This is a genomic window from Streptomyces sp. JLYT201 (assembly GCF_059448825.1).
In genome coordinates this window covers 524643-539150 of record NZ_CM182551.1, presented here as the reverse complement: position 1 = coordinate 539150, position 14508 = coordinate 524643, and the positions used below count along the sequence as shown (strand labels likewise).

Below are 14508 nucleotides of genomic sequence, written 5' to 3'. Positions count from 1 at the left end.
GCACGCTCCCTGCACCACCCCCTCGCACCACAGGACACAAAGGACCACCCCATGACCGCCCCCGCCCGGCCCGCCGCCGAAGCCGCATCCGACCGTCCGATCGGCGAGGTCGCCACGCACACCCCGGCCGGGCCCCCGCGCACCCGCCGCGAGCACGACCTGCTCGGTGAGCGCGAGGTGCCCGCGGACGCGTACTGGGGCATCCACTCGCTGCGCGCCACGGAGAACTTCCCCGTCACGGGCGTCCCGATCTCCGTGTACCCGCAGCTCGTCGACGCGCTCGCCGCCGTCAAGGAGGCCGCGGCACGGGCCAACGAGGAACGGGGCCTGCTGTCCGCCGACAAGACCCGCGCCATCGTGGCCGCCTGCCGGGAGATCCGCGCGGGGCACCTGCACGACCAGTTCGTCGTGGACGTCATCCAGGGCGGCGCCGGAACCTCCACGAACATGAACGTCAACGAGGTCGTCGCCAACCGCGGCCTCGAACTCCTCGGCCACGCCAAGGGCGAGTACGCGCACCTGCACCCCAACGAGGACGTCAACCTCAGCCAGTCCACCAACGACGCCTACCCGACCGCCCTGCGCATCGCGACGATCACGGCGGTGCACGGACTGCTCCAGGCCATGGCCGTGCTCCAGGACGCGTTCGCCGCCAAGGCCGTGGAGTTCAGGGACGTCCTGAAGATGGGGCGCACCCAGCTCCAGGACGCCGTGCCGATGACGCTCGGCCAGGAGTTCTCCACGTACGCGGTCATGCTGGAGGAGGACCGGGGCCGCCTGTCCGAGGCCGTCGAGCTGATGCACGAGATCAACCTCGGCGCCACCGCCATCGGCACCGGCCTCAACACCCCGCCGGGCTACGCCGAGACGGCCCGCCGCCATCTGTGCGAGATCACCGGGCTGCCCCTGGTGACCTCCGCGAACCTCATCGAGGCCACCCAGGACTGCGGCGCGTTCGTGCAGCTCTCCGGCGTCCTCAAGCGGATCGCGGTGAAGCTCTCCAAGACCTGCAACGACCTGCGGCTGCTCTCCTCGGGGCCGCGCGCGGGGCTCAACGAGATCAATCTGCCCCCGGTCCAGGCCGGTTCGAGCATCATGCCGGGCAAGGTGAACCCGGTGATCCCCGAGGTCGTCAACCAGGTCGCCTTCGAGGTCATCGGCAACGACCTCACCGTCACGATGGCCGCCGAGGCCGGTCAGCTCCAGCTCAACGCCTTCGAGCCGGTCATCCTGCACGCCCTGTCCAAGAGCGTCACGTCCCTGCGGGCGGCCTGTCTGACCCTCGCCGAGCGCTGCGTCGCGGGCCCTGACGGCGGCATCACCGCCAACACCGAAGCGCTGCGCGCCTCCGTGGAGAACTCCATCGGCCTGGTCACCGCCCTCAACCCGCACATCGGCTACACCGCCGCCACTGCCATCGCCCAGGAGGCCCTGCGGACGGGCCGGGGCGTGGCCGAACTCACCTTGGAGAAGGGCCTGCTGCCCGCCGAGCGGCTGGCCGAGCTGCTCACCCCCGAACGCCTCGCGGGCGCCGCCGACCAGCGTGCGCGCCGGTCCTAGGCGCTGTCCCGGCAGCGGACGAGTACGGTACGTTCCACCGGTCGAAGAGCACGGTCGCGGGCACGCCCCGGCCGCGCAGTACCGGGCCCGGGCCTGAGTGCGCAACTCCACCGAGGCGTCGGGGTCCGGCTTCCCGGCGTCCCGTATGCGCACCGCATGCTGAGCCCCGTCCGCCGATCGGCCATCTGTGAGCATGTCGCCCGTGTTCATGTCGTCCGTGATCATGACGGCGGCGCGATGAGTCCTGTGTGCGGTTCGCCTCCTCCTGGCGGCCGATGTAGCCCGGGCGCGGGGTGGTTACGGTCGAGTCGGACGGAAGAGCGGACCCGCGCCGCGACGGAGGCCGGGCCGGAAGGGCGGGCAGCGCATGGCCGTCATCGTTGATCTGGGCGCGTACGGCGAGGACTTCACGGCCGATCCGTATCCCTACTACGCCAAGCTGCGCGACCGCGCTCCGGTGCACCAAGTGCGGCTGCCCGACGGGAAGGAGGTGTGGCTGGTGGTCGGCCACGACGCGGCGCGGGCCGCGCTCGCCGACCCCCGCCTCGCCAAGGACTGGCGTGCCACCAGCATATGGGACGTGCGCGAGGAGCAGACCCCGCTGTCCAGCAACCTGCTGGAGCTCGACCCGCCGCACCACACCCGCCTGCGCAAGCTGGTGGCACGGGAGTTCACCACCCGCCGGGTCGAGGCACTGCGCCCCCGCGTCCAGCAGATCACCGACGGGCTGCTGGACGCGATGCTGGCCGCCCCCGACGGGCGTGCCGACCTCGTCGAGGCGCTCGCCTTCCCGCTCCCGCTCATCGTCATCTGCGAGCTGCTGGGCGTCCCGGACATGGACCGGGCCGAGTTCCGCGGCTGGTCCAACGAGCTCGTCACCCCGACGGGCGAGGAGGCGATCCAGGCCGCCGTCCTGGGCATGGTCGGCTACCTCGACGGCCTGATCGAGCGGAAGCGCCGGGAGCCGGGCGACGACCTCCTCAGCGCGCTGGTCCACACCGCGGACGGGAGCGGCGACGGGGGCGGGGACGGGAGCAGCGACGGGGACGGCAGCGGCCCGGCCCCAGACCGGCTCTCGCGGCAAGAACTGATCGGCATGGCCTCCCTGTTGCTGGTCGCCGGCCATGAGGCGACCGTCGGCCTCATCGCCAACGGTGTCCGGGCGCTGCTTGACCACCCCGACCAACTGGCCGCCCTGCGGGCCGACGTCGGCCTTCTGGAGGGGGCCGTGGAGGAGATGCTGCGCTACGACGGGCCGATCGAGTCGGCCACATGGCGCTTCACGGACGGTCCTGTGGACATCGCCGGCACGGTCGTCCCCGACCGGCAGTTCGTGCTGATCTCCGTGGTCTCCGCGGACCGTGACCCCGGCCGCTTCCCCGGCCCGAACCGCTTCGACATCACCCGCGACGGCCGCGGCCATATCGCCTTCGGCCATGGCATCCACTACTGTCTGGGCGCCCCGCTGGCCCGGCTGGAGGGCCGTGTCGCCGTGCGCGCCCTCCTGGAACGCTGCCCCGGTCTGGCCCTGGACCCCGATGCCGGGGCGCTCTCGTGGCGCACCGGCATGCTCCTCCGCGGCCCGCGCCGCCTGCCGGTCCGCTGGGCCTGAGCGCCGACCGCGCACCCGGCCGCCCCCGCCCGCCCACTGAAGCGCCCGCCCTTTTGGCGAATCGGGTGGCTGCGGCGCGGAAGCCCTTGAGGGCATTGACCGTTGGCTCGACTTCGTTGTGACGCTTATGGATCGTTTTGTCGAAACCGGCGGGCCTGCCGTCCGCTGTGCCGCGGCACCGGCGGTTGGCCCGGTCGTCCTTGCGTTCGGGGACGGTGTGCTTGATCTGCCGGCGCCGCAGCTATCGGCAATCGCGGCGGGACGAGTACGCTTTGTCGCCGCCCAGGCGATCGGGACGTGGGCGCGGATGACCGCCGCCGGGCCGTGGGACGTGGATACGTTCGAGGACGGGGATCAGCTGTGGGGCAGCGCCCCCACGGCCTGGCGTGATGACGAACGCGAGCGGACGCCTGCCGCCCCGCCCCACACCGGGCGGAACGACGCGAACGCCAGCCGGTCACCCGGCCCATCGGACAGTGCCTAGTGCTTTCGGCCGAGCCCGGCCACGACCCCGGACGGAGTCCGCTCGGACCGCGCTGAACTAGCGTGGCGAACATGAGCGACGGGCAGCGGGGAGCAGACGGGCGGGACGTGACCGCCGCGGCCGCGGACCGCGCCCTCGGCGTGGTCCGCGGCTACGCGGCGCGCGACGCCGCCGCGGTGACCCGGGCCCTGGCCCGCCTCGGCGAGGCCGAACGGCAGCAGACGTACGCGGTGCTCGGCGGGCTGCTGCGGTCCACGCTGGCCCTCGTCGCGGTGACGGGCCGGGAACTGCGGACCGGGGAAGTGGTGCGGCTCGCCGACGAGGTGGCCGCCGCCGCGCCCACCGCCTACGAGTTCACCGTGACGCAGGCCGTCCGCGCCTGGGCGCGCGGCGACCAGGACGCGTTCCGCAGCGCCCACGCCGACGACCCGCTCGGCGACCTCCACGTCACCGCCGTCCTCGTCGTGCTCCTCGGGCACGCGCTCTGGGGCCGCGAGACCTTCCTGGACACGTTGCGGGCCTACGAAGACGTCGCGCGGACCCTGGCCGTGCCGCCCGACGCCTGACCCGTCGCCCTCCTGGACCCTCGCCGACTGCGTCGTCGACGCCCATCCCTGGCGGAGCCGGCGAGTTCTCCACACCTCCCGGGCGCAGGGGCGGTGTGCCTCCTGGTCGTCGGCGCAGCCTCCCCGACCGTCGGGAACCGGCCATCCTCTCGACCGAGTGGAACCATCAACGGCCTTTCTGCGTAGCAAAGTTGGCGTTCGGCGAACACCCCACGGCCCCCGTTCGTCCCAGGCGTTGACGTTCCCCGCGGCATCCCTCATGTCACTCGTGTCACATGCGCCTCGATAGTTCCCCGCAACCTGACGGAACTCGTTCCTCCCCTTGGTTCACGAGGTGATGTGCCCCCGGTAAGCCCCTCCACGGTGCTTTTCAGTCAGCGACCCCGGCGTCTTGTAGCGCGCTCCGGAGGCTGGCTACGATCCCGCTCTCGTTTCACTTTCTGCACATCTCTGCACAGGTAGTTCACAGTTGTGAGGGGGTTGCGTGGAGCCACAGACGGAGGCGGACACACCGGACCGCCACGGCGACGTATCGCGGCCCCGGCCGCCCCAGGATCCGCGCGCCGCTGCCGATGCGCTCTCCACCCGCGACTTCCGCCTCTTCTGGTGGGCCAACGCCGCCGACGCACTCGGCACGCAGGCCTCCGGCGTCGTCCTGCCGCTGCTGCTCCTCGCACTCGGCCACTCCGCGCAGACGGCCGGGCTCGTGGCCGGGCTGTCGCTGGCCGCCGGGATCCTGCTCGGCCCGCTCGCCGCGGTCCCCGCCGACCGGGGTGCCCGCAAGACGATCATGTTCTGGTCCGCCGCCGTCTCCGCGCTCGCCATGGGGTCCGTCGCCCTGACGCTCGCGCTCGGGCGCCTCACGCTCGCCCACCTCCTCGGCGCCGTCCTGGTCGAGCGGTTCGCCACCGCCTGCCACGAGGCGGCCTCGCGCGGCACCGTCGCCCTGGTCTGCCCGCCCGACGAACAGCCCCGCGCGGTCGCCCGGCTCGCCGCCGCCGACCAGGGCGCGCTGATCCTCGGCCCGGCCCTCGGCGGCGCCGCCTACCAGCTCTCGCGCGCCCTGCCCTTCCTGGCCGACGCGGTCTCCTACGCCGTCGCCGCCCTCTGCGTACGCGGAATGCGCACCGACCTGAAGGCTGCGGCGGAGCCCTCCGGCGACAGCCTGCTCCGCGAGGCCGCGGCGGGCCTTCGGCTGGTGCGGCGACAGCCGCTGCTGCGCCTGGTCCTGATCTGGATCGCCCTCGTCAACGGCGTCGCCGTCGCGCTCTACTACGCCGCCGTCTTCGCCCTCGAGCGCTCCGGCACGGGGGCGCTGCCGCTCGGCGTCGTGCTCGCGGTCTCCGGCGGCGCGGGGCTCGCCGGTTCGCTCGCCGCGCCGAAGGTCGCGGTCCGCGTCGGCGCCCCCCGGCTCGTCATCGCCGTGACCTGGCTGCTCGTCCCGCTGACCGCGGCGCTTGCCACCGCCACAGGGCCGTGGGAGTACGGCGCGCTGCTCGGCGCGGTCTGCCTGGTCATCCCGCTGGCCGCCGTGGTCCTCCAGGCCCGGGTGCTGCTCGTCGCCGAGCCCGCCGTGCAGGCCCGCGTCGGCGCGGTCCTCGGCACCGCGTCCGGCGCGGCCGCCGCCCTCGCCCCGGTCCTCGCGGGCCTGTTCGCCGACCGGGTGGACACCGCCGCGCCCGCCCTCGGCTGCGCCGCCCTGCTCACCCTCCTCGCCGTGCACACCACCCGGCGGGCCGCCCTCACGGAGGCCGCCGCGTGAGCCGCTTCCAGGTCTACCGGGCCGCGCTGCCCGAGGTGTGCGCCGCCGACCCGCGCCGGATGGTGTTCACCGCCGACGCCGACGGCCGCTGCGAGGTCTTCACCTGGGACGCGGCCGCCCGCCGGGCCCGGCAGGTCACCGACAGGCCGGGCGGCACCCTGCACGGCGCGATCGACCGGGACGCCCGCGTCTGGTGGTTCGCCGAGGACGCCCGGGGCGTCGGCCACTGGCGGTTCCAGCCCTTCACCGGCGGCCCCGACCGGCCCGGACTCGCCGGCGTCCCCGACGGCACCGCGCGCGGCCTGGCCGTGACCGGCGGCGCCATCGCCGCCGTCGGCGTCGGCCTGGACGACAGCACCGCCGTCCACATCGGGTCCCGGGGCGGCCCCGGCCGCGAGGTGACGCGCGTCGAGGGGCCCGCCGCGCTCGCCGGCCTCACCCCGGCGGGCGACCTGCTGGTCCTCACGCGCGGCGCCGACTCGCCCCGCGCCGTCACGGTCCTCACCCCCGAAGGCGACGACGCCGCGGTCCTGCCCGGGGACGGCGCGCACGGCAGGCTGTGGGCCCTCGGCTTCGCACCGGCGGGACCGGACGCCACCCTGCTCCTCGTCCGCGAGCGCGACGACCGCTATCTGCTGGAGACCTGGACCCCCGCCACCGGCACCGAGACGCACGACTGGTGCGCCTTCGACACCCAGATCACCGCCCGCTGGTACCCCGACGGACGCTCCGTCCTCATCCGCCAGGACCGCCACGGACGCTCCCTGCTGCACCGCGCCCACCTCGAACGGCGCACCCTCGACGCCGTGCCCGCACCACCCGGCACCCTCCTGGACGCCGCCCCGCACCCCGGCGGCGACCTGCACACCCTCTGGACCGACACGTCGCACCCGCCGCGGATGGCCTCCACCGCCGGCACACCGCTGCCGCCCCTCGGCACCGTCGAGGGCCGCGTCCCCGGCACCCTGCGCGACATCCGCACGCCCGGCCCCGACGGCCCGGTGCACACCCTGCTCAGCCTCCCGGAGGACGGCCCCGGCCCCTACCCCGCCGTCTTCCTGGTGCACGGCGGCCCCGCCGATCACGACCGCGACGCCTACGACGGCACCGTGCACTCCCTGGTCGCCTCCGGCTTCGCCGTCGCCCGGGTCAACTACCGCGGCTCCACCGGCTACGGCCCCCGCTGGCAGCGTGCCTTCGGCGACGGCGTCGGCCACACCCAGGTCGCGGACCTCACCGCCGTGCGGGCCGACCTCGTCGCGCGCGGCCTGATCCGCCCCGACGCGACCGGCCTCTGGGGCACCTCCTGGGGCGGCTACCTCGTCCTGCTCGCCCTCGGCACCCGGCCCGGCCTGTGGCGGGCGGGCGTCGCCGTGAAGCCCGTGGCCGACTACCCCGCCGCCCACGCCTCGGCCACCCCGGCCCTGCGCGCCCTGGACGAGCGGCTGTTCGGCGGCACCCCCGAGCAGGTGCCCGCACGCTACGCGCACAGCTCCCCGATCCGGTACGCCGTCCACGTACAGGATCCGCTGCTGGTCGTGGCCGCCACGCACGACACCAAATGCCCCGCCGCACAGGTCCGTTCCTACCTCGGCGTCCTCCACGCCATCGGCGCCCGGCACGAGTCCCTCTGGCTGGACTCCGGGCACGACGGCTACGACGGCGGCGACCACGTGGCCGTGCTGCGCCGCGCGGTGCTCTTCCTCGACCGGGAGCTCCGCGGCACCACCCCACCCAGACGCCCCCCTCCGCCCGGAAGGGGGTCAGCGCACCGCACCGCCCATCAGTGAGAGGAGAGAGCCATGCAGAAGGACGTCATCCACAACGACCCGCTCGCGGAGGACGAGACGAACCGGAAGCCGAGCATCGGCATCACGGTCACCGTTCCGTTCCGCAACGCCGAGGACGGCGACGAGAGCGTCGAGGACTGATCCCGAACCGGCCGGCCCCCGGGAGCACCCCCCGGGGGCCGGTCGGCCCCACCATCGGAGGAGCGCCCATGCGCGTACTGCTGGTCAACATGCCCTGGTCGCCCATCGACCTTCCGTCCCTCGCCCTGGGCATCCTCAAACGGAGCGTGGACGAGCGCGTCCCCGGCGCCACCGCCGAGGTGCTGCACGCCAACCTCGCCTTCACCGACTGGATCACCGAACGCACCGAGTTCACCGGTGACGACTACGAGTACTACGCCCTCTCCTCGTACTTCATGGGCTGCGGAGACTGGGTCTTCTCCTCCGCCCTGTACGACGACCCGCAGTGGCGGGACGAGGAGTTCACGGCCACCATGACCGGCAAGCTCAAGGCCGCGCGGATGAAGATGACGCGCGAACTGCACCGCGTCGTCCCCGAGTTCGTCGAGATGATCGCCCAGCAGATCGTGGCGAAGGAGCCCGACGTCGTCGGCTTCACCTCCACCTTCCAGCAGAACACCGCCGCGCTCGCCGCCGCCCGCCGGGTCAAGGAACTCGCCCCGCACGTCGTGACCGTCATGGGCGGCGCCAACTGCGACGGCGAGCAGGGCGCCGCCGTGCACCGCAACTTCGCCTTCGTCGACTACGTCGTCCGCGGCGAGGGCGAGGGCGCCTTCCCGCAGCTGCTCACCGCGCTCAAGGAGAAGGCCGCCGTCGACGACGTGCCCGGCCTGTGCCGCCGCGACGCCTCGGGCACGAGCATCGCCAACCCGATGGCCACCCGGCCGCTGCCGCCCGCGGCCATCCTGCCGCCCGACTACAGCGGCTACTTCGAGCGCCTCGCCGCCTCGGTGGCCCGCAACTGGGTGGAGCCCAAGCTCGTCGTCGAGGGCGCCCGCGGCTGCTGGTGGGGCGAGAAGCACCACTGCACCTTCTGCGGGCTCAACGGCTCGTTCATGGAGTTCCGTTCCAAGAGCCCGGACACCTTCTACGAAGAGATCATGGAACTGGCCCGCCGCCACCGGGTGCTCGACATGTACGTCGTCGACAACATCCTCGACATGCGCTACCTCACCACCGTGCTGCCCCGCATCATCGACAGCGGCTACGACCTGCGCCTGCACATCGAGATCAAGGCCAACATGAAGCGCAGCCAGCTGCGCACCCTCGCCGACGCCGGGCTCATCTACGTCCAGCCGGGCATCGAGAGCCTCAACAGCCGCGTCCTTGACCTGATGGACAAGGGCGTCAGCGGCTGCCAGAACGTCCGGATGCTCCGCGACGGCGCCGAGACCGGCCTGTCCGTCGCCTGGAACTACCTGCACGGCTTCCCCGGCGAGAGCGCCGAGGACTACGACCCGGTCGTCGCGCAGATCCCCGCCCTGGAACACCTCGACCCGCCGGTCGACCTCTCCGCCCGCATCGCCATCGAACGCTTCAGCCCCTACTTCGAGCGGCCCGAACTCGGCTTCACCGGCCTGCGCCCCGAGGCGCACTACCGCTTCACCTACGACCTGCCCGAAGAAGAGCTGTACGGCATGGCGTACGTCTTCGAGGCCCCGGCCCGCGGCATCGGCGAGCAGACCGTCAGCGCCCTCAACGCGGCCCTCGCCGACTGGAAGAAGCACCACACGGACGCCCGCCTCACCCACGACGACCACGGCGACCGCATCGTCCTGGTCAGCCGCAGGCGCGCCTTCGCCTGGCGCGCCATGGAGCTGAGCGACCCCCTGGAGCTTGCCGTCTTCCGCCTCCTGGACCAGCCGCACACCCTCCAGGCGCTCACCCGCAAGGCCGCCTCGCGCGTCCCCGGAAGCGGCGTCGACGAGGAGCGGCTGCAGCGGCTGCTCGACTCCTGGCTCGCCCTCGGCATCGTCTTCGCGGACGCCGGCCAGTACGTCCACATCGCCCCGGCCGCGGTCAACGAGGACCTGCTGCGCCTCGACTTCATGCGGCACGTCCACGCGGAGGACGGCGCGGCCGACCCCGAAGCCGTCCCCGAGCCGGCCTGACCCGCCTAAACGACCGACCAGGAGGAGCCCGATGACCGCCACCCTCACCTCGCCCACGCTCCTGGCCTGGCGCGACTACGACCCGGACGCGTGCGCGCTGCCCGGCATGTTCCTGGGCGAGGTGCCGCTGCCGGGCCCGGCCCGCGGCGAGGCGGCGCGCCTGTGGGAGCTGGGCGCGCGCCGGGTGCGGCTGCCCGCCCCCGTGGACCTGACCGCCGCCACCGACCCGGCGGCCGCCCTGCACCGGCTCAGCCTCGTGCGGGACCTGACCGCGCGCGCCGTCATGGTGGAGTGGGAGCTGCTGCTCGACCGGGACGCGGGGGAGAGCTGGCGGGTGCTCAGCCACCTCCAGCCGCCCGCTTCCCTGCACGGCCCCACCGACGCCGAGGCGTCCCTGCGCACCTGGCGGCGCGGCCACTACCTGTGCAAATGCCTGTGGCGCAAGGGGCCCGGCTTCATCCAGATCCGCGACCGCCGCTGGGGCGAGCTGCGCCGCTTCACCGCCGACGAGCCCGAGTACGCGACGGCCATCGACCTCCTCGACTACGGCGCGCCCGCCGACAGCGTCCCGCGGGCGGCCCTCGACGACTTCCGGGGCGAGAAGCTCGTCCTGGACGTGGGTCCGTACGCCTGGTGGATCCCCTACCGCGTGAGCCGCTGGCTGCAGCAGTCGATCGCGATCTGAACGAGAGCGGAGGAGGGGCCGCGCCGGAAAATCCGGTCGACGGCCCCGAGCCCGTGGTGCGACCATCGCCGGAGCAGCCCACGAGATCAAGGAGACGGCGATGCGCGGAACGTCCATGTCCCAGACGAAAGGAACAGTCATCTACCTGAAGGACATGACGCTCTGTGCGCACCACGCACCGCACGCTGAACCTGGGGATCCTGGCGCATGTTGACGCCGGCAAGACGAGCCTGACCGAGCGGCTCCTGTACGAGGCCGGGGCGATCGACGCCATCGGCAGCGTCGACGCGGGCAGCACCCACACGGACTCGCTCGACCTGGAGCGCCGTCGCGGCATCACCATCAAGTCGGCGGTGGTGAACTTCCGCCTCGGCAGCGGTGGTTCGGCCGTCTCGGTGAACCTCATCGACACACCCGGCCACCCCGACTTCATCGCCGAGGTGGAGCGGGTCCTCGGCGTGCTCGACGGCGCCGTGCTCGTCGTCTCCGCCGTGGAGGGCGTACAGCCGCAGACGCGCGTCCTGATGCGGACGCTGAAGCGGCTCGGCATCCCCACCCTTATCTTCATCAACAAGGCCGACCGGCGCGGCGCCGACGACGCGCGCGTCCTGCGCGAGGCCGGGCGCAGGCTCGGCGTGCCCACCGTCCCGATGGGGCGCGTCACCGCGGGCCTCGGCACACCCACGGCCCGCGTGACGGCCTTCACCGGGGACGACGGCCCCTTCGCACGCGGACTCCTCGACGTCCTGACCGCCCGGGACGACGCCCTGCTCGCCGCGTACGTGGCGGACGAGGCCTCCGTTCCGTACGAGCGCCTGCACGACGCCCTGGTGGCACAGGCCCGGAAGGGCTGGGTGCATCCGGTGTACGTCGGCTCGGCGATCACTGGCGCGGGCATCCAGGAACTCGTGCGGGGCATCCAGGAACTGCTGCCCGCCGAGCACCCCGACACCGAAGGGCCCCTCTCGGGGAGGGTGTTCAAGGTGGAGCGCGGCGAGAGCGGCGAGAAGATCGCGTACGCCCGGCTGTTCTCCGGGCGGCTCGCGGTCCGCGAGCGCGTCGCGGTCGGCGCCGCCACGGCCAAGGTCACGGACCTGGCCGTCTTCGACCGGGGCGGGCTTGAGCGCCGTGCCTCGGCGTGCGCCGGGGAGATCGCCACGCTGCGCGGGCTCGCGGCGGTCCGCATCGGGGACGTGATCGGCACGCCGCCGGTCGGCCGCCCCTACGACCACGTCTTCGCGCCGCCCTCCCTCGAAACCGTCGTGGTGCCCGTCGACCCGGCCGATCTGGGCGCGCTGCACCTGGCCCTGACGCGGCTCGCCGAACAGGACCCCCTGATCGGACTGCGCCAGGACCCGGACGGGCGGGAGCTGTCCGTGTCCCTCTACGGCGAGGTGCAGAAGGAGGTCCTCGCGGCGAGCCTGGCCGAACAGCACCTGGCGGTCGACTTCCGGCGGACGACGCCGATCTGCGTCGAGCGCGTCACCGGCACGGGCGCCGCCCACGAGGTCCTCGGCGAGGAGGACAACCCCTTCCGGGCGACGGTGGGGCTGCGGGTGGAGCCGGGGCCGGTCGGCGGCGGTGTCGTCTTCCGCCTCGCGGTCGAGCTGGGTTCGCTGCCCCTCGCTTATGTGCGGGCCGTGGAGGAGACCGTCCACGCCACGCTGGAGCAGGGGCTGTACGGCTGGCGGGTGCCCGACTGCGTGGTCACGATGACCCACTCGGGCTTCTGCAGCATCACGAGCACGGCGGGCGCGTTCCGCAGGCTGACGCCGTTGGTCCTGATGGCGGCGCTGCGCCGGGCCGGGACGGTCGTGCACGAGCCGATGCACCGCTTCGTCCTGGAGGTCCCGCAGGAGGCTTACGCGCAGGTGGTGCTCGCCCTGGCCCGCCACCGGGCCCTGCCGGGAACGCCGACGGCACGCGGTGACGCGTTCGTCGTCGAGGGTCACCTGCCCGCCGACCACGTGCACGGCCTGGAGCGGGAGCTGCCCGAACTCACCGGTGGCGAGGGCGTCCTGGAGACGTCCTTCGGCCACTACCGCGCGACGCCCCGTCCACGGGTCCGGGCCAGGACCGACCACAACCCGCTGCACCGGGAGGAGTACCTGCTGCACGCGCACCGGCGGATGTGAGCGACGCCGGGAGCCCCACCCGCCGAAGACGGGTGGGGCTCCCGGGTCACGGAGACGTCAGGCGGCGACGAGGCCGGTCTTGTGGGCGCCCGCGTTGCTGAAGCGGAGCCAGAACTCGACGCCGTCCTTGAAGTCGGTGCCGAGGACCTTCCAGCTGCCGCCCGGCACGTTGACCTCGTCCTTGCAGACCACCTGGTTCTGGTCGTGGTTCTTGAGGTAGCACAGCTTGAGCACCGTGCCGTTGCTCGGCTTGACCTGGATGTCCGCGCACCGGTTGGTGGTGCGGTAGTAGGCCGCGCCGGGCGGGGCGTCGATCTCCCCGGGTGCCTTGTCGTACTTCCAGGCGCCGCCGAGGCAGGAGGCGGCGGGCGCCCGGTGCTCCGGCGTCGCGACGGCCGCCGGGGTGATGAGGCCCGCGCTGAGCGCGATGAGGCCGGTCGCGAGTACGAGGCGCTTCTTGGTTCGCATGATGTCCCCTCGGTGTTCTGCCGATATGGCATGCACAGGCCCCCGTGGGTCTGTGAGCGGCAGTCCACCGTCCGCGCAATTGTCCGGCAGCCCCCTCACGTCCTGCCGGACAAAAGAGGTGGAGACGGACGGGGAGGTTCTGCTTACGCTTCGCCGTTCCGGCGGCCGGTCACGGAACCGAAGTCCAGCATGGCGTCGGCTTCGCGCTGGGTCTCCTCGGCGGTGCGGGCGGCGATGGCGACCACGTCACCCCGCTCGGCTATCAGCAGGTCGTAGATGGGCGCGGTGGTCTCTGGAGCATGCACGTCTTGTGGTCCGTTTCTACTGGTCGTCGCGGCCAACACCCTACTAAGCGCCTCCGGCGGCAGGAGGCGGCGGGGGGTGGCGCGGCGATCAGCGCGGGCCGGTCCGAAAGAGAGGTCAGCCTCCGTCGTTCGCCCTGGTCAGGGGGTGGCCCGCAGGAGCACAAGCGATCCGTCATAGGTCGGGCGGCCGCGCAGCCCGCCGAAGGCTTCGTCCCACATGCCGGACCCCAGGGCGCGGCGCAGGGAGACGTCGAAGTCCTGCCGCGCGCGGTCGTCGACGAAGCTCCAGGCGGAGCAGGCCTGACGGGCGGCGGGGTTCAACAGGAGTTCGGGGCGGCCGTAGTACGCCTCGTTGAAGCCGTCGGTGCAGTCCAGCGGGATGGGCACGGGCCGGACGGTGGTGGTCCCGCCGAGCGCGGCCGTGAGGCGGTGCAGCGCGGGGTAGCGGCGGGCTTCGGCCTCCAGCACGTCAGGGGCGTACTCGTAGAGCCAGAAGTCACACACGCGCGCGGGGTCGCAGGTCAGTACGACGACGGGGCCGCGGGTCACGCGTCGCATCTCGCGCAGCCCGGCCTCGGGGTCGGACCACTGGTGGACGCTGAAGAGGGTCATCGCCGCGTCGAACTGCCCGTCGGCGAAGGGGAGGTCCTCGGCGACGGCGTCGACGGCGGTCGCCAGCCGCGCCGGGCGCCGCGCGCGCAGGGCCGGGGAGGGCTCGACGGCGGTGACCGTGCGGGCCGCTGCCTCGTACGACCCGGTGCCCGCGCCGACGTTGAGGACGCTGTGCGCGTCACCGAGGGCCCGGGCGACGACACGGGCGATGCGCTCGTCGGGGCGGCGGAAGGACGCGTGGCCGGGGCCGGTGGCGCTGCCGTCGTAGGTGCGCATGACCATGGGTGACCTCGCTTCTCGGGCCTGCCGGGGCGGTCCTGTCCGCGCCTCGAACAATTCCCTCCATCTTGCATATGCCGCATGGATGTTCCTAGGAACCTCGCGAATGCTTGGCTTA

Annotated in this window: 12 protein-coding genes and 1 pseudogene; 9 read left to right on the top strand and 4 right to left on the bottom strand. The window is 73.1% G+C overall.

Annotated features, from left to right (window positions below; genetic code table 11):
* Positions 1 to 51: 51 nt before the first annotated feature.
* Together aspA and AC5WAM_RS02165 are read left to right on the top strand one after the other, a co-directional pair.
* The gene (gene aspA, locus AC5WAM_RS02170; protein WP_366794589.1) at positions 52 to 1560 is read left to right on the top strand and encodes an aspartate ammonia-lyase; all 1509 of its coding nucleotides are present in this window, start codon (positions 52 to 54) and stop codon (positions 1558 to 1560) included.
* Between the two features lie 367 nt (positions 1561 to 1927).
* Complete coding sequence (locus AC5WAM_RS02165) at positions 1928 to 3172, top strand: cytochrome P450 family protein (RefSeq protein WP_495521328.1); 1245 nt, start codon at positions 1928 to 1930, stop codon at positions 3170 to 3172.
* 46 nt (positions 3173 to 3218) lie between these two features.
* On the opposite strand, the pseudogene AC5WAM_RS02160 reads toward AC5WAM_RS02165, so the two are convergent.
* Positions 3219 to 3596 (bottom strand): annotated as a pseudogene (locus tag AC5WAM_RS02160) (transposase); the annotation flags it as partial.
* A 131-nt stretch (positions 3597 to 3727) separates the two neighbouring features.
* Here AC5WAM_RS02160 and AC5WAM_RS02155 point away from each other — a divergent pair.
* From AC5WAM_RS02155 to AC5WAM_RS02125, 7 genes are all read left to right on the top strand, one after another.
* The gene (locus AC5WAM_RS02155; RefSeq protein ID WP_495521327.1) at positions 3728 to 4222 is read left to right on the top strand and encodes a hypothetical protein; all 495 of its coding nucleotides are present in this window, start codon (positions 3728 to 3730) and stop codon (positions 4220 to 4222) included.
* A 484-nt stretch (positions 4223 to 4706) separates the two neighbouring features.
* Entirely contained in the window at positions 4707 to 5984 is a 1278-nt protein-coding gene (locus AC5WAM_RS02150) for an MFS transporter (RefSeq protein ID WP_495521326.1), read from the top strand.
* Complete coding sequence (locus tag AC5WAM_RS02145; RefSeq protein ID WP_495521325.1) at positions 5981 to 7774, top strand: alpha/beta hydrolase family protein; 1794 nt, start codon at positions 5981 to 5983, stop codon at positions 7772 to 7774. The genes AC5WAM_RS02150 and AC5WAM_RS02145 overlap by 4 nt, the downstream gene beginning before the upstream one ends.
* 12 nt (positions 7775 to 7786) lie before the next feature.
* The gene (locus AC5WAM_RS02140; RefSeq protein WP_264081221.1) at positions 7787 to 7915 is read left to right on the top strand and encodes a hypothetical protein; all 129 of its coding nucleotides are present in this window, start codon (positions 7787 to 7789) and stop codon (positions 7913 to 7915) included.
* 68 nt (positions 7916 to 7983) lie between these two features.
* A complete protein-coding gene (locus AC5WAM_RS02135; RefSeq protein WP_495521324.1) occupies positions 7984 to 9906 on the top strand; it encodes a RiPP maturation radical SAM C-methyltransferase in 1923 nt (640 codons plus the stop codon).
* Between the two features lie 31 nt (positions 9907 to 9937).
* Positions 9938 to 10591: a DUF5825 family protein gene (locus tag AC5WAM_RS02130; protein WP_495521323.1), complete on the top strand. Its 654-nt coding sequence runs from the start codon at positions 9938 to 9940 to the stop codon at positions 10589 to 10591.
* A 164-nt stretch (positions 10592 to 10755) separates the two neighbouring features.
* The gene (locus AC5WAM_RS02125) at positions 10756 to 12726 is read left to right on the top strand and encodes a GTP-binding protein (protein ID WP_495521322.1); all 1971 of its coding nucleotides are present in this window, start codon (positions 10756 to 10758) and stop codon (positions 12724 to 12726) included.
* A 57-nt stretch (positions 12727 to 12783) separates the two neighbouring features.
* Here the strand turns inward: AC5WAM_RS02125 and AC5WAM_RS02120 are convergent, their stop codons facing one another.
* The 3 genes from AC5WAM_RS02120 to AC5WAM_RS02110 all read right to left on the bottom strand — a co-directional run bounded on the left by AC5WAM_RS02120 (position 12784) and on the right by AC5WAM_RS02110 (position 14393).
* Positions 12784 to 13194 (bottom strand): hypothetical protein, encoded by a 411-nt coding sequence (locus AC5WAM_RS02120; protein WP_366794597.1) that lies wholly within the window; start codon positions 13192 to 13194, stop codon positions 12784 to 12786.
* A gap of 143 nt (positions 13195 to 13337) precedes the next feature.
* Positions 13338 to 13499, bottom strand: a complete 162-nt coding sequence (locus AC5WAM_RS02115; RefSeq protein ID WP_366794598.1) for a hypothetical protein — start codon at positions 13497 to 13499, stop codon at positions 13338 to 13340.
* A gap of 138 nt (positions 13500 to 13637) precedes the next feature.
* Positions 13638 to 14393, bottom strand: coding sequence for a class I SAM-dependent methyltransferase (locus AC5WAM_RS02110; RefSeq protein WP_495521321.1), 756 nt, complete (start codon positions 14391 to 14393; stop codon positions 13638 to 13640).
* Between the last annotated feature and the right edge of the window lie 115 nt (positions 14394 to 14508).